Genomic DNA, 18859 nt, shown 5'->3' with positions numbered 1-18859 from the left:
TGCTCCGGATCGCTTAACGGAAGGAACGAGGATCGAGATTGCGCCCGCCGGGGATGGCCGCGATGAGCTCGCGCGTGTAGGGGCTGCCCGGGCGCTGGAACACGTCCTCGACCGCGCCGCCGTCGACCAGGCGGCCGTTGTGCAGCACCGAGACGGTGTCGGAGATCTGGCGCACCACCGCGAGGTCGTGGGAGATGAACAGGTAGGTCAGCCCGAGGGCCTGCTGCAGCTCGTCGAGGAGCGTCAGGATCTGCGCCTGCACGGTCACGTCGAGGGCCGACACGGCCTCGTCGAGCACCAGCACCTGCGGGTCGAGCACCAGGGCGCGCGCGATGGCGACGCGCTGCCGCTGTCCGCCCGAGAGCGCATGGGGCCGTCGCGTCAGGACCGCCGGCGGCAGGCCGACGCGATCGAGGATGGCCTCGACCTTGCGGGCCCTGTCGTCGCGCGGCAGCGGATCGAAGTTCAGGAGCGGCTCCTCGACGATCTGGAAGATCGTCTGCCGCGGATCGAGGGACGCGAACGGGTTCTGGTAGACGAGCTGGATCGTCTTGCGGAACCGCCGCAGGTTCTCCCCCCGCAGGGACGTCACGTCGATCCCGTCGACCAGGATGCGGCCCGCGGTCGGCTTCTGGAAGCCCACGATGCTGCGCGCGGTCGTGGTCTTGCCGGAGCCGGATTCACCCACGATGGCGTGGGTCGTGCCCCGCCGGACCGTGAAGGACACGCCGGCCAAGGCGCGGAACACCTCCCGGCCGCCGACGGCGAAGTCCTGCACGAGGTTCTCCACCACGATGGCATCCCGGCGCGGGCCGATGTGCACGGGCTTCGACCGGGCCGCCGACCGCGTCTTGCCGAGCGACGGGGCGTCGGCCAGGAGCTGGCGCGTATACTCGCTGCGCGGCGCCGCGAGCACCTCGGCGGTCGGGCCCTGCTCCTGGATGCGTCCGCCCTTGAGCACCACGATGTGGTTCGCCCGGTCGGCCGCGACGCCCAGGTCGTGCGTCACCAGGAGAACCGCCGTGCCGTCTTCCCGGCGCAGCTCGTCGATGAGGTCGAGGATGCGCTTCTGCACCGTCACGTCGAGGGCGCTGGTGGGCTCGTCGGCGATGATCAGCGCCGGGCGCAGCGCGATCGCGATGGCGATCAGCACGCGCTGGCGCATGCCGCCCGAGAGTTCGTGCGGGTACTGCTTCGCGCGCAGCTCGGGCTGGGACAGGCCGACCCGCGTCAGAAGCTCGATCACCCGGGCGCCGATCTCGGCCCGGCTGCCCTGCCGGTGGATCTGGAGCACCTCGGCCACCTGGGCCCCGATGGTCTTGACCGGATTGAGGGAGCTCGTCGGATCCTGCGGGATCAGGCTGATCTTCTGGCCGCGGATGCCGTCGAGCCGCTTCTGCGACCAGCCCGCGACGTCGGTTCCGTTGAGCCGGATCGCGCCGCCTTCCAGGCGGCCGTTCTCGGCCAGGAGGCCGATCACCGCCTGCGCCGTGGTGGTCTTGCCCGAGCCCGATTCACCGACCAGGGCCACGACCTCGCCGGGACGCACGCGCAGCGACACCTCGTGCACGACGCGCTGGAAGCCCTCCGGGCCGCGATAGGCGACCGCGAGACCGTCGACCTCGAGAACCGGCACGTCCGCCACATCCGTCGCCGTGGGCCTGAGGGAGATGGCGCTCGTCATGGGCGGGCCTTTCCGAAGGACTGGCTGATGCGGTTCGCCGACAGGACCACGAGGATCACCACGATGCCCGGCACGGTGGTCAGCCACCAGGCGCGCGCCAGGTAGTTGCGCCCCTCGGCGATCAGCAGGCCCCATTCGGGCGTGGGCGGCGGCGCCCCGTAGCCGAGGAAGCCCAGGGTCGAGATGGTCAGGATGGCCCAGCCGAGCTGCAGGGCCGCGAAGGCGATCACCGAGGTGAGCGAGTTCGGCAGAATGTGGCGCAGCAGCACGCGGCCGAAGGTGCCGCCGCTTCCGAACGCGGCCTCGACGTAGTCGCTCGCGCGCACCCGCACCACCTCGGAGCGCGCGAGCCGCGCGAAGCTGGCGATGGACGTGATGCCGACCGCGATGGCCGCGTTGACGATGCCGAACCCGAGCAGGATGACGATGCTGAGCGACAGGAGAAGCTGCGGGATCGACAGGAGCACGTCGACGCCGCGCATGATGGCGCCGTCGATCCGGCCGCGCGCCGACCCTGCGACGATGCCCAGCGTCGTGCCGACCAGAAGGCCGACCCCCACGGCCACGAGGGCTCCCGAGAGCGAGTTGCCGGCCCCGTGGATGATGCGCGCGAGAAGATCGCGGCCCAGCGCATCGGTGCCGAGCCAGTGCTCGGCGCTCGGCGCGCGAAGCTGCTGGCGGGCCACCCCGACGGTCGGGTTGTAGCTCGTGAACCATTGCGGGAACAGCGCCCACAGGACGACGACCGCCATCACGAACCAGGCCAGGACGAGGCCGGGCCGGATGCTTTTGACGGTCTTCAGCCAACCGGCGCCCGATGACACGCGCGCGGCTTCCGGCGACGCGCCGTCGAGGACATCCTGGTCGTCGCGCAGGAGACTGCGTCCGATCGTGTTCAGGCCGGTCATGCGACGGCTCCCTGTTTCACCCTGAGGCGCGGATCGAAGACGGGGTAGAGCAGGTCTACCGTGAGATTGATGAGCACGAAGGCCCCCGCCGAGAACACCACGATGGCCTGGAGCACCGCGACGTCCTGATCGTTGACGGAGCGCTGCGTGAGTCCGCCGAGGCCGTTGAGGCCGAACACCGCCTCGGTGACGACCGCGCCGGCCAGAAGCTCGCCGAACAGGATGCCCCCGATGGTGAGCGTCGGCAGGACGGCGTTCTTCGCCACGTGCTTCCACAGGACCCAGCGATGGGACGCGCCCTTGGCGCGGGCGACCGCCACGAAGGGCTCCGTCAGCACGTGGTCGATGTTGCGCATGAGGATCTGGGCGAGCGGCGCCGAGATCGGGACGGCCAGCGTCAGGACCGGCAGGACCAGCGCCTGCCAGGGCCCGGGATTGATGACCGGGATGAGCCTGAGCTGGAACGAGAAGATCTGGATGAGCAGGATCCCGAGCCAGAACACCGGCGTGGAGATGAACAGCGCCGGGATCGACTGGATGAAGGCCCGCAGCCAGGAGAACGGCGCCAGGGCCGAGAGCGCCGCGAGGGCCACCGCCACGACCACCGACAGGAGGAAGCCGAGCGAGGCCAGCCACAGGGTCTGCGGCAGGTTGGCGAGGATCAGGTCGCCGACCGGAACGCCCGCGTGGATCGAGTAGCCGAAATTCCCCGTGAGGAAGTTCGCCACCGTGTGGAGATACTGCACGGGCAGCGGGCTGTCGGCCGCGTAGGCGGCGCGGATGTCGGCGATCTGCTCCGGGCCGAGCCCGAGTTCGGGATTGAGGAACTTGATCAGGATGGCGTCGCCGGGCAGAGCCTGCAGCAGGATGAAGGAGACGGTGAACGCGGCCCACAGCACGAGGGCCGCCTGGCCGATCCTTCCGATCACGTATCGCGACATGGGAGATCCCGTCTGGGTGGGGGATGGGAGCGGGGTCCGGCCGGTCGCGCCCTGTCGCGCGGCCCGGCCGGATCCCGGGGTTCGTCAGCGGCGCGGCGCCAGCCAGGTGTTGTAGAAGCTCGGACGGCCGACCGCCTCGAAGGACACGCCCTTCACGTAGGGGGCAGCCGCGAAGGCCTGCGGCTCCTCGAAGATCGGAATGGCGTAGGCCTGGTCGACCACGTAGGCCTGCACCTCACCCGCCACCGCCAGGCGCTTGGCGCGGTCCGGCTCGGAGGCGAGCTGGTCGAGGAGCTGGTTCAGCTTCTCGTCCACGAAGGTCTGCACCTTGTCGCTGTTGCCGCCCTTCTGCAGCAGCACGTTGCGGTTGGTCGGGTAGTACTGGCTCTTGATCACGTCGGGATCGGCGCGGCCGACCATGGCGGGCGAGACGGGCGCCTTGGCGGGATCAAGGTTGTTCACGACCGCGCTGCCAGAGTCGGCGGTCAGCACGTTCAGCTTCACGCCGATCTTCTCCCATTGCTGCGCGACGAGCTGGAGCGTCTCCTTGTTCTGCGGCTGCGGCAGGGACTCGTAGGCGGAGAGTTCGAGAACCTGGCCGTCCTTCTGGCGCCGTCCGTTCGCCCCGATCTTCCAGCCGGCCTCGTCGAGCAGGGCCTTGGCCTTGTCGAGGTCGTAGGAGAGCTTCGGCGAGAGATCGACATAGCCCGACGCCGTCTTGGCGATGATCGACGTGGCCTTCGGGTAATGGGCCGAGAACAGGGTCGAGACGATCTCGTCCGTGTTGGTGGCGTGCAGGAGCCCGCGGCGGACCCGGACGTCGGCGACGAGCGGGTTGTCGGGACGGAACACCACGGAGTTGTTCACGCCGCGGGTCGAGGGCGCGTAGATCAGGTAGCCCTCGTCCTCGACCTGCTTCTCGTCATAGGCCTGGATCTGGCGGATCACGTCGGCCTGCCCGGCCAGAAGGGCGCCGATGCGCACGCTGTCCTCGGGCGTGACGATGTACTTGATCTCGTCGAGATAGGCGCGGCCCTGGTGCTCCAGTTTCGCCGGGCCCCACTTGTAGTCCGGGCGCGCCTTCAGGGTAAGCTCGCGGCCGAGGGTTTCGCTCGCGACCACGAACGGACCCGACCCGATGATCTTGGTGGCGTCGCCGAGCGCCTCGTAGGGCAGCGCCAGCGTCTTCAGGGACACGAGGCCGGAGCCGATCACGGAGGTGCCCTGCAGGAAGCCGGGCGACGGCTTCTTGAAGAAGAATTTCACGGTCAGCGGGTCGACGACCTCGCTGCGGTCGTAGTTGTTGATGACTTCCGAGACCGGCAGCTTGAGGTCCTTGTTGCCGCGTCCGAACGTGTCGTAGTTCTTGGCCACGGCGGCCGCGTCGAGGGGCGTGCCGTCGGAGAAGGTCACGCCCGGGCGGATCTTGAAGGTGTATTCCGTCGCGTCCGCGTTCACCGTCCAGGATTCGGCGATCCAGGGCTCGATCTCCAGAGTCTTTGGGTTCTGGTAGGTGAGCTTGTCGGTGATCTGGTTGAGGATCCCGCCATTGGGATAGAAGCCGCCCGCCGGCGGGTACAGGTTGGTGTGGGCCTGCTGCTCGAGATAGACCAGCGTGCCGCCCTTGGCGGGCGCGCCGTCCGTGCCCGCGGCGTGGGCGCCGGCGCTCAGGAGCGAGACGCCGGTCAGGAACGTGGCTCCCACCAGGGCCGCGAGGCCCGCTTTGCTTCCGAAGCGCGATGTCAGTGTCACGGTCAATCCCCTTCCCGGCTGGTTGTCGAGCCGATCGATGCCCGAATTATCGCGGCGGAACGTCCGGAAAATCAACGGGAATGTTCTTTTTTTAGAACGGACCGGACGAGTAAAATCTTCTCCTTCGCAGCTCTGGAGGGAAGAAATGTTCTTTTTTGCCTAAGACCTGGGCTTTGCGCGGGCGACCGACGCCTCCGTGCCCCGCAGATTCCCAGGATCATGTTCGTTTTACAGAACGAGTCACTGGGCGCGGCGCTGCCCGATCGCCTGTTGCCGGTTTCCCTCCGGACGATCAGAATATCCGCGCGGAATCCCGAGCGGACGGGCCGGCCTTCAAGGCTCCCCGACGCCGACACCGTTCTCCGCGGCTGCGAGGAGCTTGTCCCATGGTCACATCGAAGTGGATCGGAAGCGCCGGGATCACGGGCCCGCTCTCCGTCCTGACACTGGTGGCTCTTGCCGCCACGGCCGCTCAGGCCGGTCCCTGCGGGGCGGAGATCGACCGGCTTCAGGCGGCGGTCGATGCGCGCATCGACACAACGGCCGGCACGGGCCCGACAGGCCGCGAGAGCACCGCCGCCACGGACCACCGCGAGCCCACGCCCGGCTCCATCGCCATGGCCGAGGCGCGGCTCGGAGACGGGGCCTCCAACGAGAAGGCCCTGGCGGCCCTTGGCCAGGCGCGCGCCGCCGATCAGGCCGGCGACCGGGCCGGGTGCGAGCAGGCTCTCGCGGCCGCCCGCGCGGCCATCGGGCGCTAGAGCATCGGACCCAAAAGTGGAAACCACTTTTGGAATCGATTCCGATGCTCCACTCTTGGCTCGCGCATCGTTCGACGCGAAAAACCGGGACCACTTTCTCGCACGATGCGCGAGAGCATCGGACCCAAAAGTGGAAACAACTTTTGGGATCGATTCCGATGCTCCACTCTTGGCTCGCGCATCGTGCGGACCCAGCAGCCCGCGGGTCCGCACGATGCGCTAGCCGGGGCTGCGCCAGGTCCCGAGGAGCATTTCGAGAAAGCGCTCGGCCGCAGGCGCCAGGCGTCCGCCGCGGCGGCGGACGACCCCGATGGTGCGCGACACCTCCGGGTCCGCGATGGCCCGCGTCACGATGATCGGGTGCTCGGCCTGCGGGGTGGCGAGGCGGGGCAGCACCGAGATCCCGAGCCCGGCCTCCACGAGCCCGAGCGACGTGGACAGGTGGGTCACCTCGTAGGACCAGCTCAGGCGTACGCCCGCCCGCACCAGGGCGGCGTCGAGCAGGATGCGGTTGCCGCTGCTCCGGCTGACCGCCACGAGGGGCTGCCCCTCCAGGTCGGACCAGGTCAGGGCCGGCCGCGCCGCCAGGGGATGGTCGCGCCGGCAGGCGAGCACGAACGGGTCCTCGAGCAGGGGCTCGAAGGTGAGTTCCGGGTCGGACCCGCCCAGCAGGTTGATGCCGAACTCCACCTCCCCGCGGGCCACGCTCTCCAGCCCCTCGTTGGCCGACAGGTCGAGGATCCGGAAGCGGATGTTCGGGTACTGCTCCTTGAAGCGGGCGATCACCCCCGGCAGGAAGTAGAACGCCGCCGTGGGCACGCAGGCGAGCGTGATCTGCCCGCCCCGCTGCTGGCCGAGCTCCCGCATGGCGAACAGGCTCGAGTCGAACTCGTCGAGCATCCGCCGCACCAGCGGCAGGAACTCGCGCCCGACATTGGTGAGCGCCACCCGCCGCGTGGTGCGCTCGAGGAGCGCCGCTCCGATGGCCGCCTCGAGCCGCTGGATCCGGCGGCTGAGCGCCGGCTGGGACAGGTTCAGCGCCTCAGCGGCCCGGTGGAACCCCTCGAGCTCGACGACGGCCACGAAGGCGCGCAGGTCCAATGCCTCGAAATTGATGCTCATGGCGCATCAATAGCACCGATCTTTGCATTTCACAGCAGTTTCCGGATTTGAGATGTGTGGATCACCGAACCACGTCACCGGGATTTCGCTGTGTCACTTCCCTGCGCCACGTCGAAGAAGAACGCCCTCGAAGTCCCCTGCGTGCTGATGCGGGGCGGGACCTCCCGGGGGCCGTTCTTCCTCGAAGCCGACCTCCCGGCGGACCCGGCCGAGCGCGACCGCTTCCTCCTCGCCGCCATGGGCTCCCCGCACGGGCTCCAGGTGAACGGGATCGGCGGCGGCAACCCGATGACCAGCAAGGTGGCGATCATCGCCCCGGCGTCCCGGCCGGACGCCGACGTGGATTACCTGTTCGCCCAGGTGGCCACGGACCGGGAGGTGGTCGATTTCAGCCCGAACTGCGGCAACATGCTGTCCGCCGTCGGCCCCTTCGCCATCGAGGCCGGCCTGGTGCCGGCGCAGGCGGGCGAGACCCTGGTGAGGATCTTCAACCGCAACACGGCCACCACGGTCGAGGCCGTGGTCCAGACGCCCCAGGGGGCGGTGGAATACGAGGGCGAGACGGTGATCGACGGCGTGCCCGGCACCGCCGCCCCGGTCCGGCTCACCTTCCTCGACGCCCTCGGGTCCAAGACGGGCGCGCTCCTGCCGACCGGGCAGGCCCGCGAGGCCATCGCCGACATCCCGGTGACCCTCGTCGATTACGCCATGCCCATGGTGCTCGTGGCGGCGGCCGATCTCGGCCTTTCCGGCGACGAGACGCCGGACGCGATCGAGGCCGATCCCGGCCTTCTCGGCCGCCTGGAGACCATCCGCCGCGAGGCCGGCCTGCGCATGGGCCTCGGCGACGTGTCGGGCAGCGTCGTGCCCAAGGTCGGCATCCTGTCCCGGGCCCGCCACGGCGGCACGATCACGTCGCGCTACCTCATGAACGCCAGCCGCTGCCACAAGGGCCACGCGGTCACGGGCGCCCTGTGCGTGGCGGCCGCGTGCCGGCTGCCGGGCAGCGTCGCGCACGATCTCGCCGCGCCCGAGCTCTCGTCCCTGGTGACGGTCGAGCACCCGAGCGGCCGCATCGAGGTCGATCTGAGCATCGACCCGTCGGGCCGGATCGCCCGGGCGAGCCTCGTGCGCACCGCCCGCCGCATCTTCGAAGGCAGGATCATCGTCCCGGCAAGCGCTGTCCTTGCGCCCCCGGAAGGTCTACAACAAAGAGGAGAAAACGCTCATGACACCCACACGCCGCCTCGTCTGCTCCGCCGCCCTGGCCACCCTGGCCGCGATCACGCTGCCCTTTAGCGGCGCCTTCGCGCAGGACGCGTTCCCGACCCGTCCCATGAAGCTCGTCGTCCCCTACGCGGCCGGCGGCGGCACCGACGCCATCGCGCGCCTCGTGGCCCAGGGGGTCAGCGAGAAGCTGGGCCAGAACCTGACGGTGGAGAACAACGGCTCCGCCGGCGGCAACATCGCCACCCAGCAGGCCGCGGGCGCCGCCCCGGACGGCTACACGGTCCTGATGGCCAACCAGGGCCCGATGGTGGTCAACCCGCGCCTGTTCAAGAGCGTCAAGATCGATCCGCTCACCGCCTTCGACCCCCTGACCCTGATCACCGCCGCCCCGCTGGTCGTGGTCGTGCCGAAGAATTCCCCGTACAAGACGGTCAAGGAGCTGATCGAGTACGGTCAGAAGAACCCCGGCAAGCTGACCTACGGGTCCGCCGGCAACGGCTCGGCCAGCCACCTCGCCACGGTGCTCCTGGCCCAGGAGGCCAAGTTCGACGCGGTCCACGTGCCCTACAAGGGGGCCGGCCCGGCGCTCAACGACTTCCTCGGCGGCCGCATGGACTTCATGGTCACCACGGTCCCGTCCGTCCTCGGGCTCATCGAGAGCCAGGACGCCCGCGTTCTCGCCGTGACCTCGAAGACCCGCGCCAAGAAGTTCCCGGACGTGCCCTCCGTGGCCGAGAGCGGCTGGCCGGCCTACGAGGCCACCGCCTGGTACGGCTTCGTGGTGCCGAAGGGAACGCCCAAGGACATCGCCGACAAGATCCGGACCGCGACCGTCGAGACGATCAAGAACGGCGTGGTGCGCGAGCGGCTCGAGAACGAAGGCGCGGAGCCGATCGGCAACAGCCCGGAGGAGTTCGCCGCCATGATGAAGGCCGAATCCGCCCGCTGGGCCGAGATCATCGGCAAGGCGTCCATCGCCATGAACTGATCGACCGACTGAGCGGCGGCCGCGACCGCGCGGCCGCCCGCACATTGCCTGTTCCGCGACGTTCCGGCATCCTGCAAGGCTTCATGGCGCCATCCATGAAGCCTTTTTTGCTGGCCGCAGGGCCCATCGACGGGAACGCAGAATGACGCCGGAAGAGTTGCACGCACGCCTGCCGGTCATCCGCACCATCGCCATGCCGTCCGACACCAACCCGGCCGGCGACATCTTCGGCGGCTGGCTGATGTCCCAGATGGATCTGGCGGCCGGCAACGCGGCCGCCCGGCGCGCGCGGGGGCGCTGCGTCACCGTGGCGGTGGACGGCATGGCGTTTCACTCGCCGGTCCATGTGGGCGACGAGGTCTCGGTCTACGCGGACCTGATCTCCACGGGCCGGACCTCCATGAAGTTCCAGGTCGAGGCCTGGCGGCGTTCGCGCGACGGCGACGAGCAGATCAAGGTGACCGAGGCGATCTTCACCTTCGTGGCCATCGACAGCGGATCGCGCCCGCGCCCCCTGCCGCCGGGTTGATGCGGGGCTCGGACAGGGTGTCCGCCCCCAGGTCGTGGCCGGCCCCTGCCACCCTCACGTCATCACCGGGCTTGTCCCGGTGATCCCGCTTTCTTGAAGCGCCGGAGCCTCACCGAATCGAGATGGCCGGGACAAGCCCGGCCATGACGTGCGGAGGGTGGCAGTGCCGGACCACATACACACCACGTCATCACCGGCCTTGTGCCGGTGATCCCGACACAGAGAAGCGCTGCGCTCAAGACAATCGAGATGGCCGGGACAAGCCCGGCCATGACGAGAGAAGGTCGGTCGCCCTCGCCTATTCCTTCACGGCGCCCGTCATCGACGACACGTAGTAGTCGACGAAGAACGAGTAGAGCAGCACGACCGGGAGCGAGCCCAGCAGCGCACCCGCCATGAGCGCTCCCCATTCGTAGACGTCGCCGCGCACGAGCTCGGTCAGCACGCCCACCGGCACGGTCTTGTTCTCCGACGACTGGATGAAGGTGAGCGCGTAGATGAACTCGTTCCACGAGAGCGTGAAGGCGAAGATGCCGGCCGAGATGAGGCCCGGCACCGCGAGCGGCAGCATGATCCGGGTCAGGATCTGCCAGCGCGAGGCCCCGTCGACGAGCGCGCATTCCTCGAGCTCGTAGGGAATGGACCGGAAGTAGCCCATCAGCAGCCAGGTGCAGAACGGGATCAGGAAGGTCGGATAGGTGAAGATCAGGGCGAGCTTGGAATCGTAGATCCCGAACTTGAAGATCATCACGGCCAGGGGAATGAACAGGATCGAGGGCGGCACCAGATAGGCGAGGAAGATCGCCAGCCCGGTCCAGCGCGAGCCGGGAAAGCGCACGCGCTCGATGGCATAGGCGGCGAACACCGACGCGGCGAGCGACAGGATGGTCGACCCGATCGCCACCACCATCGTGTTGACGAGCCAGCCCGGATAGGAGGTCTCGAACAGGAGATACTTGATGTTCTGAAGGGTCGGGCTCGACGGCCAGAACGGATTGTAGTCGCGGAAGTTGTTGAGCTCCGCATTGGGCTTCAGGGCCGTGATCGTCATCCAGTAGAACGGGAACAGGAGGACGATCACGAAGATGCCGAGAGGCAGGTAGACGGTGAGCAGGCGCTGCGGCGTGCGGTTGAGATAGCTCATGCCGACGGTGTCGTCGGCGACCGCAGGGTTGGCGGATCTGGCGCTCGAGGTCATGCGTCGGTTCCTCCCTGCTGCCAGCGGCGGCGCTGCAGCCCGAAATAGCTGAAGAGAATGGCGGCGAGCAGGAACGGCACCATGGCTACGGCGATGGCCGCGCCCTCGCCGAGCTGGCCGCCGGGAATGGCGCGCTGGAAGCTCAGGGTCGCCATGAGATGCGTCGCGTTGAGCGGCCCGCCGCGGGTCAGCACGTAGATGAGCTGGAAGTCCGTGAAGGTGAACAGCACGGAGAAGGTCATCACCACGGCGATCAAGGGCGACAGCATGGGCAGGGTGATGAAGCGGAACCGCTGCCAGGACGTGGCGCCGTCGAGCGTCGCCGCCTCATGGAGCGAGGGCGAGATCGTCTGCAGGCCGGCGAGCAGCGTGATTGCCACGAACGGGATGCCGCGCCACACGTTCGTGAAGATCACCGTCGCGCGGGCATTGTTCGGAGAGCCCAGGAAGTTGATCGGCGAATCGATCAGCCCGATCTTCATGAGCGCCCAGGACAGGATCGAGAACTGGGCGTCGTAGATCCACCAGAACGCGATGGCGGAGAGCACCGTCGGCACCACCCAGGGCAGGAGCACGATGGCCCGGATGAAGGCCTTGAACGGCAGATGCTCGTTGAGGAGCAGCGCGAGCCAGAGGCCGAGCGCGAACTTCAGGATCGACGCCACCACCGTGTACAGGATCGTGTTGAAGACCGAGAGCCAGAAGATGCTGTCGTCCCAGAGGAGCTGGTAGTTCTCCAGCCCGACGAAGATGCCCGCGCGGCCGATGCGGGTATCGGTGAAGCCGAGCCAGACGCCGAGCCCGAGCGGGTAGGACAGGAAGACCAGAAGAAACAGCGCCGCCGGCAGCATGAAGAGCAGGCCGAGGAAAAGCTTGTTCTGCATGAGCGGCGTGCGGGCGGACGCAGTCGTCGCGCCGGCGCGGGTAAGGGCGGCATCGACCATGGTGCGCCTCCAACATCATCAACAGGAAAAGGGACGGCGCACGGGCGCCGTCCCTCCGGGTTCGTCAGACGCGGTAGTAGCGGTTCGCCCGCTGCTCGGCGCGCTTGGCCGCTTCCTCGGGCGTACGCTGCCCGGTGGCGGCTTCCGCCACCATGTCGACCATCACGTAATCCGCCATCGTGGCCGCGGACGCGTAGCCGAGCGGGCCCGCATAGCCGTTGGGCCGCAGGGTCGCCGAGGCACGCTTGTAGGGCTCGTGCACCGGATCCGAGGTCCAGACCGGATTGTCGATCAGGCCCTTCAGGGGCGGGCAGCAATAGGCGCTCGAACCGGTGATCCAGGCGTCCATCTGCGGCTTGTCGAGCATGAACTGCAGATAGGCGCGCGCCGCGTTCGGGAACTTCGTGTACTTGAAGATCACCGCCGAGGTGGTCTGGTGCAGCTCGACGGGCTGGCCGACCGGGCCGACCGGCAGGGTCGTCGAGCGGATGTCCTGCGCGAGCTCGGCCATCTTCGGATCGTTCTTGGCCGAGTAGTAGAGCGAGACGCCGTTCGCCGTCACGGAGACGTCGCCCGCCAGGAAGACGCGGTTGTTGTTGATGTCGAGCCAGCTCTCCGTGCCCGGGATGAAGGTCTGGTAGAGCTCGCGGGCATATTGCAGCGCCTTGATGGTCTCGGGCGAGTTGATGACCACCTTGCCGCTCTCATCCACCATCTTGCCGCCGTGGCTCCAGACGATCCAGTGGGCGAAGTTGTTGCCGTCGCCGACCGCCTTGCCGAGCGCGAATCCGGCCGGCTTGCTCTTGGCCTTGAGCGCCTTGCACAATTCGAGGAATTCATCCGACTTCTCGGGGAATTTCGAGAAGCCTGCCTGCTTGACCATGCTGTCGCGGTAGAGGATGCCGTTGCCGATCGCCGCGAGCGGGAGCGCGATGAACTTGTCGCCCTGCTTGGCATAGCCCTCCGGGCCCGGATAATAGCCACCATACTTGCTGGCGAAGCTGTTGCCGATGTCGGTCACGTCGAGGAGCTTGTCCGGATACTGGAACGGATCGTCGAACCAGACGAGCATCACGTCCGGTCCCGAGCCCACATTCGCCGCGACCGCCGCCTTGGGCCGGATGTCCTCCCAGCTCTCCTTGTCCACGCGCACCTCGACACCGGTCGCCTCGGTGAACTTCTTCGTGTTGGCAAGCCAGGAATCCTCGTCGCCCTTCACGAAGGGCGTCCAGCGCAGCACGCGCAGCGTCGCGCCCTGCTCGGGCTTGTACTGCGGGGCGGCCGCTTGCGCGAAGGCCGGGCCGGCGTTCAGAAGCCCGGTCCCCGCCGCGCCCGCGAGGCCGGCGGTTCCGAGAAGCAGATCACGTCTAGACAGGGTCATCGTTCGCATCCTCCGTAGTCCGGGATCTCTGGTGACATGCGCGGCCGCCCCGGTTGAGCCACGCATTTGAGGTTGATCGATCCCCGGCGCCGCCCACTCCGCAGGGACGGGCGCCGGATCGAACAGGATGAGGGTTCATGCACCGGGCCGCGTCATCGCCAGGGCGCCGGGCCGGATCTTCGCCGGGCCGGATCTTCCAGGAAGGCGTGGGCGAGGAATCATGGGCGCGAACTCGCGGGACGAGGTCTCATGGAAGATCCGCGATGAGCCCACCGGACGGCGGCGAGTCGGCAGGATGGTTCGTCCGGATGGATTCATCCAGATCGGTCGCCGACCGCTGACACGTCCGCGTCGCGCGCTCGCCTTCAAGCATGCGCTTCCTCCAGGCCCCGTTCATTCGTCCTGCCCGTATGGCGCAGGCGTCGGATGTCGTTGGAATGAATATTCTAGGAAGAACTCCTCCATATCAAGCAGTGAAGTCGCGCGCTTTCACAGCCGGGAGATCATCAATGCGTATAGGTCAACGAACCTGACCCTTGTCGGCGGCATTCCGGTCGTGCCGTCGCGCGCACCGGCACGCCGGGCACCGCTCAGGTCCCGACGAGCGGGAGCGGAGCCTTGATCTCGAGCTCGGCCAGCAGCCATTCGCAAAAGGCCCTCAGCGGGCGACGCTGCCGGACGTACCGGGGAAAGACCAGGTTGTGGCCCACATACCGGACCGCGTTGGAGCGGCCATCGAGGGGCATGACCAGCCGGCCCGAGGCGAGTTCCCGCTCGGCCAGGCGCGTGGATTCGAGCGCCACGCCGAGGCCCTCGGCGGCGGCCGCGATGGCCAGGAAGCTGCGGTCGAACCGGCTCCCGTTCGGCGACGGCCCGGCCAGATTGTTGGCGGCGAACCAGTCGGCCCACTGGATCTGCTTGCTGTCGGTCTGGATCAGAACATGGTGGACCAGGTCCGCCGGCGCCGCGATGGTCGCGGCGAGGTCCGGCGCGCAGAGCGGCGTGATCGTCTCCTCGCCGAGGGGCACGACGATCAGCCCTTCCGTGCGCGGGGCACCGTAGACGATGTCCGCGTCGAACTCGTCCGACGTGAAGCGCGTGTAGTCGGTGCCCGCCGCGAGCCGCACGTCCACGCCCGGATGGTGCTTCAGGAAGGCCGCCAGGCGCGGCGTCAGCCACTGCGCGGCGAAGCTCGGCGCCGAGTGCAGGCGCAGGAGCATGGGGCCACGCGTCGACACGACCTCCATGCCGCGCCGCAGCTCCTCGAAGGCGCGGCCGACATGGCGCATCAGCGCCTCGCCCTCGTAGCTCAGCCGCACGTTGCGCGTCTCCCGGTCGAAGAGCGGGATGCCGAGCGCCTGCTCGAGCTTGCGGATCGCGTGGCTCACCGCGCTCGGCGTCAGGTTGAGCTCCGCCGAGGCCGCCCGGAACGACCCGGTCCGGCCGGCCGCCTCGAAGATCCGAAGGTAGGAGAGCGGAACCTGCTGCAGCATCGGATGAGTGAACCAGATTCACCAGAGGGTGTAAACGGCGCGTTTGTCCTCCCGCGCAATGCGGAAAATAATTCCTCCAACACGAACAAGAACGACCATCTCCCCTGGAGGAAACGATGCTACTCGAAGGAAAGACCGCGGTCATTTCCGGCGCCGCGAGCCCGCGCGGGATCGGCCTTGCCACCGCCCGCCTCTTCGCCCGCCACGGCGCCCGGGTGGCGATTCTCGACATCGACGGCCCGGGCGCCCGGGAGGCGGCCGCGTCCCTCGGGCCGCAGCATGTCGGGATCGGCTGCAACGTCACGGATCTCGACGAGTGCCGGCGCGCCGCCGACGACGCCATCACGGCCTTCGGGCAGGTCGACATCCTGCTCAACAATGCCGGCGTCACCCAGCCGGTGAAGACCATGGAGATCGACGCCGCGAGCTGGCGGCGCATCGTCGACGTGAACCTGACCGGGGTCCTCTACCTGAGCCAGGCCTTCATCCCGCACATGCGCTCCCGCGGCCGCGGGTCGATCGCCTGCATGTCGTCGGTCTCGGCGCAGCGCGGCGGCGGGATCTTCGGCGGGCCGCACTACTCCGCCGCGAAGGCCGGCGTGCTCGGCCTCGCGAAGGCAATGGCCCGGGAGCTCGGGCCGGACGGGATCCGGGTCAACTGCGTCACGCCCGGCCTGATCCAGACCGACATCACGGGCGGCAAGCTCACCGACGAGATGCGCCGGGACATCCTGAAGGGCATCCCGCTCAACCGGCTCGGCGACGCGGAGGACGTGGCCGGAGCCTATCTGTTCCTGGCGTCCGACCTGTCCGCCTACATCACCGGCGCCGTCATCGACGTGAACGGCGGCATGCTGATCCATTGATCCGCCAACGGGAGAGACCGATGACCACGAGCACGAGCCAGGCGGCGCCACGGCCGCAGGCGCACGCCCTGACCAACGTATCCCTGGCGGACCGCGCCTACCGCATCCGCCGCAACGCGCTTCGCATGGGCGAAGTCCAGGGCCAGGGCTACATCGCCCAGGCGCTCGGCATCGCGGACGTGCTGGCGGTGTCCTATTTCCACGCCATGCGCTTCCGGCCCGAGGATCCGGAATGGGAGGAGCGCGACCGCTTCCTGCTCTCCATCGGCCACTACGCGATCGCCCTCTATGCGGCGCTGATCGAGGCCGGGATCATCCCGGAGGACGAGCTCGAGAGCTACGGCACCGACGACAGCCGCCTGCCCATGTCGGGCATGGCCGCCTACACGCCCGGCATGGAGATCACCGGCGGGTCGCTCGGGCACGGCCTCGGCCTCGCGGTCGGCTTCTGCTTCGGCCTTAAGCGCAAGCGCTCGACATCCTTCGTCTATTGCCTGTTCTCCGACGGCGAGCTCGGCGAGGGCTCGATCTGGGAAGCCGCCTGGTCGGCGAGCCACTGGCAGCTCGACAACCTGATCGGCATCGTCGACGTGAACAACCAGCAGGCGGACGGCCCCGCGTCCCAGGTCACGGGCTTCGAGCCCCTGGCCGAGCGCTTCGCGGCGTTCGGCTGGCACGTGCAGCGCGTGGACGGCAACGACGTCGACGCCCTGGTGGCGGCCTTCGACGCCGCCCGCGGCCTCGCCGAGCCGAAGCCCCGCATCATCATCTGCGACACCAAGATGGCCAAGGGCGTGCCGTTCCTCGAGGAGCGCGAGCGCAACCACTTCCTGCGGGTGGAGCCGCACGAGTGGCGACAGGCCATCGAACTCTTGGACGCCGGGAGGACATCATGAGGCGCTCGAAATACACCCGTCCCGCCTGGCTGGGCGAGCAGGCCGAGGGCGGCCAGGGCACGGCGGACAGGCCGCGGCTCACCACCTCGGCGATGATCGCGTCGCTCGCGGGTCCCGACCAGCGCACGAAGCCCGCCCCGTTCGGCCACGCCCTCGCGGCCCTCGCCGAGACCCGGCCCGAGATCGTCGGGCTCACGGCGGACCTCGCCAAGTACACGGACCTGCACGTCTTCGCCAAGGCGCATCCGGACCGCTTCTACCAGATGGGCATGGCCGAGCAGCTCCTGATCAGCGCGGCCGCCGGCATGGCGCGGGAAGGCTTCATGCCCTTCGCCACCACCTACGCGGTGTTCGCGGCGCGCCGGGCCTACGACTTCATCTGCATGGCGATCGCCGAGGAGAACCTCAACGTGAAGATCGTCTGCGCCCTCCCCGGCCTGACGACCGGCTACGGGCCGAGCCACCAGGCGACCGAGGACGTCGCGATCTTCCGGGGCATGCCGAACATCGCCATCGTCGATCCCTGCGACGCCCACGAGATCGAGCAGGCCGTGCCGGCGATCGCGGCGCACGACGGCCCGGTCTACATGCGGCTCCTGCGCGGCAATGTCCCGCTCGTGCTGGACGAGTACGGCTACAGGTTCGAGTTCGGCAAGGCCAAGACCCTGCGCGACGGCAACGACGTGCTGATCGTCTCGTCGGGACTCATGACCATGCGCGCCCTCGAGGCCGCGGATGCGCTCGCGAGTGACAACGTCGACGTCGCGGTGCTGCACGTGCCGACCATCAAGCCCCTCGACGAGGCGACGATCCTGAAGGAGGCGTCACGCACGGGCCGCATGGTGGTGGTCGCCGAGAACCACACGATCGTCGGCGGCCTCGGCGAGGCGGTGGCCGGCCTTCTGATGCGCTCGGGCGTGTTTCCTGCGGCCTTCCGTCAGATCGCCCTGCCGGACGAGTTCCTCGACGCCGGCGCCCTCCCGACCCTGCACGACCGCTACGGGCTCTCCGTCGCGGCCGTGACGCGCAGCATCAAGGGCTGGCTCTAGACCGCCTTTGCCACGGAGCGGTCCATCCGCTCCCGGCTCGGCGGCGTCTCCGCGCCGCCGCACCCGCAAACGTCGACAAGCCCGGACAACGGGTGGGACATCCAGAGGAGAACGCACATGAAGAGCACGATTTCGCGCCGGACCCTGATCGCCGGAGCCTTCGCGGCGCCGGCCGTCCTGGCCCTGCCCCGCGGCGCCCGGGCGGCCACCAACCTGACGCTCGGCCACAACGCGGCGCCCGGCAACCCGCGAAGCATCGCCACCGAACGGTTCGGCGAACTCGTCAAGGAACGCACCGGCGGACGCATCAGCGTGCGCGTCGCAGGCTCCGAGCAGCTCGGGAACGAGCAATCCCTGCTCACCAGCCTGCGCACCGGCGCCGTGGACATGACGGTCAACAGCCAGGGCTCCACCTCGGCGCTCGTGCCGGAACTCGCGGCTCTGGGCCTGCCGTTCCTGTTCGAGGACAGCGCCGCGGCCTTCAAGGTGCTGGAAGGGCCCATCGGGGAGGAGCTCGCCCAGCGGTTCTCCAAGGTCCAGATGGTGCCCCTCGGCTGGTGGGACAACGGCATCCGCCACATCACCAACAGCAAGCGGCCCGTGGCCAAGCCGGCCGACCTGAAGGGCCTCAAGATCCGCACGCCGCCCGACCCGATGACCATCGACATCTTCCAGGCGCTGGGCGCCGGCACGGAGCAGATCAGCTTCGGCGAGCTCTACGTCGCCCTGCAGCAGGGCGTCGTGGACGGGCAGGAGAACCCGCTCACCAACATCGCCAGCTCGAAGCTGTTCGAGGTGAACAAGTTCATCAGCCTGTCGGGCCACAAATGGGAGAGCTCGCCGTTCCTGATGTCGCAGATCACCTGGACGCGGCTGCCCGCCGCCGACCGGGAGATCATCAGGGCGGCGGCCAAGGAGGCGGGCGACCTGCAGCGCAAGCTGTTCGCCGAGAACGAGGCCAAGTTCAACGGCGAGTTCCGGGCCAATCCGAAGCTCGCCGTCAACGAGGTCGACAAGGCGGCGTTCCGCGAAGCCTCCGCCAAGGTGGCCGACACCTGGCGCGCGAAGCCCTTCGGCGAGTTCGTCGACCGGCTCGCGAAAACCGCCCGGAGCTGAC

17 protein-coding genes are annotated in these 18859 nt (G+C 68.6%); 8 read left to right on the top strand and 9 right to left on the bottom strand.

The window, feature by feature from the left end; all coding sequences use genetic code 11:
* Nucleotides 1-13: 13 nt before the first annotated feature.
* The 4 genes from OCW50_RS05535 to OCW50_RS05520 all read right to left on the bottom strand — a co-directional run bounded on the left by OCW50_RS05535 (nucleotide 14) and on the right by OCW50_RS05520 (nucleotide 5285).
* Complete coding sequence (locus OCW50_RS05535; RefSeq protein ID WP_262296737.1) at nucleotides 14-1684, bottom strand: dipeptide ABC transporter ATP-binding protein; 1671 nt, start codon at nucleotides 1682-1684, stop codon at nucleotides 14-16.
* Nucleotides 1681-2592 (bottom strand): ABC transporter permease, encoded by a 912-nt coding sequence (locus tag OCW50_RS05530; RefSeq protein WP_262296736.1) that lies wholly within the window; start codon nucleotides 2590-2592, stop codon nucleotides 1681-1683. The genes OCW50_RS05535 and OCW50_RS05530 overlap by 4 nt, the downstream gene beginning before the upstream one ends.
* Nucleotides 2589-3533: an ABC transporter permease gene (locus OCW50_RS05525; protein ID WP_262269235.1), complete on the bottom strand. Its 945-nt coding sequence runs from the start codon at nucleotides 3531-3533 to the stop codon at nucleotides 2589-2591. The genes OCW50_RS05530 and OCW50_RS05525 overlap by 4 nt, the downstream gene beginning before the upstream one ends.
* 84 nt (nucleotides 3534-3617) lie before the next feature.
* Nucleotides 3618-5285 carry a TIGR04028 family ABC transporter substrate-binding protein gene (locus OCW50_RS05520; protein WP_373371312.1) on the bottom strand — a complete coding sequence of 556 codons (1668 nt, stop codon included), beginning with the start codon at nucleotides 5283-5285 and terminating at the stop codon, nucleotides 3618-3620.
* 386 nt (nucleotides 5286-5671) lie between these two features.
* On the opposite strand from OCW50_RS05520, the gene OCW50_RS05515 reads away from it, so the two are divergent.
* Nucleotides 5672-6046 (top strand): hypothetical protein, encoded by a 375-nt coding sequence (locus OCW50_RS05515; RefSeq protein ID WP_262296735.1) that lies wholly within the window; start codon nucleotides 5672-5674, stop codon nucleotides 6044-6046.
* A 219-nt stretch (nucleotides 6047-6265) separates the two neighbouring features.
* Here OCW50_RS05515 and OCW50_RS05510 read toward each other — a convergent pair whose 3' ends face one another.
* Nucleotides 6266-7168 (bottom strand): LysR family transcriptional regulator, encoded by a 903-nt coding sequence (locus tag OCW50_RS05510; RefSeq protein ID WP_262296734.1) that lies wholly within the window; start codon nucleotides 7166-7168, stop codon nucleotides 6266-6268.
* Between the two features lie 90 nt (nucleotides 7169-7258).
* Between OCW50_RS05510 and OCW50_RS05505 the strand changes: the two genes are divergently transcribed.
* From OCW50_RS05505 to OCW50_RS05495, 3 genes are all read left to right on the top strand, one after another.
* On the top strand, nucleotides 7259-8467 hold the full coding sequence (locus OCW50_RS05505) for a 4-oxalomesaconate tautomerase (RefSeq protein WP_262296733.1): 1209 nt from the start codon (nucleotides 7259-7261) through the stop codon (nucleotides 8465-8467).
* Nucleotides 8397-9386, top strand: a complete 990-nt coding sequence (locus tag OCW50_RS05500) for a Bug family tripartite tricarboxylate transporter substrate binding protein (RefSeq protein WP_262296732.1) — start codon at nucleotides 8397-8399, stop codon at nucleotides 9384-9386. Before OCW50_RS05505 ends, OCW50_RS05500 begins: the two co-directional genes overlap by 71 nt.
* A gap of 142 nt (nucleotides 9387-9528) precedes the next feature.
* Nucleotides 9529-9915: an acyl-CoA thioesterase gene (locus tag OCW50_RS05495; RefSeq protein ID WP_173950257.1), complete on the top strand. Its 387-nt coding sequence runs from the start codon at nucleotides 9529-9531 to the stop codon at nucleotides 9913-9915.
* A gap of 298 nt (nucleotides 9916-10213) precedes the next feature.
* Here the strand turns inward: OCW50_RS05495 and OCW50_RS05490 are convergent, their stop codons facing one another.
* The 4 genes from OCW50_RS05490 to OCW50_RS05475 all read right to left on the bottom strand — a co-directional run bounded on the left by OCW50_RS05490 (nucleotide 10214) and on the right by OCW50_RS05475 (nucleotide 14931).
* Nucleotides 10214-11113 carry a carbohydrate ABC transporter permease gene (locus OCW50_RS05490; protein ID WP_262296731.1) on the bottom strand — a complete coding sequence of 300 codons (900 nt, stop codon included), beginning with the start codon at nucleotides 11111-11113 and terminating at the stop codon, nucleotides 10214-10216.
* Entirely contained in the window at nucleotides 11110-12057 is a 948-nt protein-coding gene (locus OCW50_RS05485; protein ID WP_262296730.1) for a carbohydrate ABC transporter permease, read from the bottom strand. Before OCW50_RS05485 ends, OCW50_RS05490 begins: the two co-directional genes overlap by 4 nt.
* A 64-nt stretch (nucleotides 12058-12121) precedes the next feature.
* Entirely contained in the window at nucleotides 12122-13438 is a 1317-nt protein-coding gene (locus OCW50_RS05480; RefSeq protein ID WP_262296729.1) for an ABC transporter substrate-binding protein, read from the bottom strand.
* Between the two features lie 590 nt (nucleotides 13439-14028).
* Nucleotides 14029-14931 carry a LysR substrate-binding domain-containing protein gene (locus OCW50_RS05475; RefSeq protein ID WP_262296728.1) on the bottom strand — a complete coding sequence of 301 codons (903 nt, stop codon included), beginning with the start codon at nucleotides 14929-14931 and terminating at the stop codon, nucleotides 14029-14031.
* Nucleotides 14932-15047: 116 nt separating this feature from the next.
* Between OCW50_RS05475 and OCW50_RS05470 the strand changes: the two genes are divergently transcribed.
* From OCW50_RS05470 to OCW50_RS05455, 4 genes are all read left to right on the top strand, one after another.
* On the top strand, nucleotides 15048-15797 hold the full coding sequence (locus tag OCW50_RS05470) for an SDR family NAD(P)-dependent oxidoreductase (RefSeq protein ID WP_262296727.1): 750 nt from the start codon (nucleotides 15048-15050) through the stop codon (nucleotides 15795-15797).
* Nucleotides 15798-15817: 20 nt separating this feature from the next.
* The gene (locus OCW50_RS05465) at nucleotides 15818-16693 is read left to right on the top strand and encodes a transketolase (RefSeq protein WP_262296726.1); all 876 of its coding nucleotides are present in this window, start codon (nucleotides 15818-15820) and stop codon (nucleotides 16691-16693) included.
* The gene (locus tag OCW50_RS05460; protein ID WP_262296725.1) at nucleotides 16690-17742 is read left to right on the top strand and encodes a transketolase family protein; all 1053 of its coding nucleotides are present in this window, start codon (nucleotides 16690-16692) and stop codon (nucleotides 17740-17742) included. Before OCW50_RS05465 ends, OCW50_RS05460 begins: the two co-directional genes overlap by 4 nt.
* A 117-nt stretch (nucleotides 17743-17859) precedes the next feature.
* Complete coding sequence (locus tag OCW50_RS05455) at nucleotides 17860-18858, top strand: TRAP transporter substrate-binding protein (protein WP_262296724.1); 999 nt, start codon at nucleotides 17860-17862, stop codon at nucleotides 18856-18858.
* Nucleotide 18859: the final 1 nt, after the last annotated feature.

The sequence above is a fragment of the Microvirga sesbaniae genome (assembly GCF_025460805.1).
Lineage (GTDB): Bacteria > Pseudomonadota > Alphaproteobacteria > Rhizobiales > Beijerinckiaceae > Microvirga > Microvirga sesbaniae.
This window is presented reverse-complemented; position numbering and strand designations above follow the sequence as displayed.

What these genes read in the sequence shown, in the direction of transcription:
- OCW50_RS05500 (WP_262296732.1), top strand. Translation starts at nt 8,397, where the DNA reads ATGACACCCACACGCCGCCTCGTCTGCTCCGCCGCCCTGGCCACCCTG.
- OCW50_RS05480 (WP_262296729.1), bottom strand. Translation starts at nt 13,438, where the DNA reads ATGACCCTGTCTAGACGTGATCTGCTTCTCGGAACCGCCGGCCTCGCG.
- OCW50_RS05465 (WP_262296726.1), top strand. Translation starts at nt 15,818, where the DNA reads ATGACCACGAGCACGAGCCAGGCGGCGCCACGGCCGCAGGCGCACGCC.
- OCW50_RS05530 (WP_262296736.1), bottom strand. Translation starts at nt 2,592, where the DNA reads ATGACCGGCCTGAACACGATCGGACGCAGTCTCCTGCGCGACGACCAG.
- OCW50_RS05470 (WP_262296727.1), top strand. Translation starts at nt 15,048, where the DNA reads ATGCTACTCGAAGGAAAGACCGCGGTCATTTCCGGCGCCGCGAGCCCG.
- OCW50_RS05495 (WP_173950257.1), top strand. Translation starts at nt 9,529, where the DNA reads ATGACGCCGGAAGAGTTGCACGCACGCCTGCCGGTCATCCGCACCATC.
- OCW50_RS05460 (WP_262296725.1), top strand. Translation starts at nt 16,690, where the DNA reads ATGAGGCGCTCGAAATACACCCGTCCCGCCTGGCTGGGCGAGCAGGCC.
- OCW50_RS05485 (WP_262296730.1), bottom strand. Translation starts at nt 12,057, where the DNA reads ATGGTCGATGCCGCCCTTACCCGCGCCGGCGCGACGACTGCGTCCGCC.
- OCW50_RS05490 (WP_262296731.1), bottom strand. Translation starts at nt 11,113, where the DNA reads ATGACCTCGAGCGCCAGATCCGCCAACCCTGCGGTCGCCGACGACACC.
- OCW50_RS05535 (WP_262296737.1), bottom strand. Translation starts at nt 1,684, where the DNA reads ATGACGAGCGCCATCTCCCTCAGGCCCACGGCGACGGATGTGGCGGAC.
- OCW50_RS05455 (WP_262296724.1), top strand. Translation starts at nt 17,860, where the DNA reads ATGAAGAGCACGATTTCGCGCCGGACCCTGATCGCCGGAGCCTTCGCG.
- OCW50_RS05475 (WP_262296728.1), bottom strand. Translation starts at nt 14,931, where the DNA reads ATGCTGCAGCAGGTTCCGCTCTCCTACCTTCGGATCTTCGAGGCGGCC.
- OCW50_RS05525 (WP_262269235.1), bottom strand. Translation starts at nt 3,533, where the DNA reads ATGTCGCGATACGTGATCGGAAGGATCGGCCAGGCGGCCCTCGTGCTG.
- OCW50_RS05515 (WP_262296735.1), top strand. Translation starts at nt 5,672, where the DNA reads ATGGTCACATCGAAGTGGATCGGAAGCGCCGGGATCACGGGCCCGCTC.
- OCW50_RS05510 (WP_262296734.1), bottom strand. Translation starts at nt 7,168, where the DNA reads ATGAGCATCAATTTCGAGGCATTGGACCTGCGCGCCTTCGTGGCCGTC.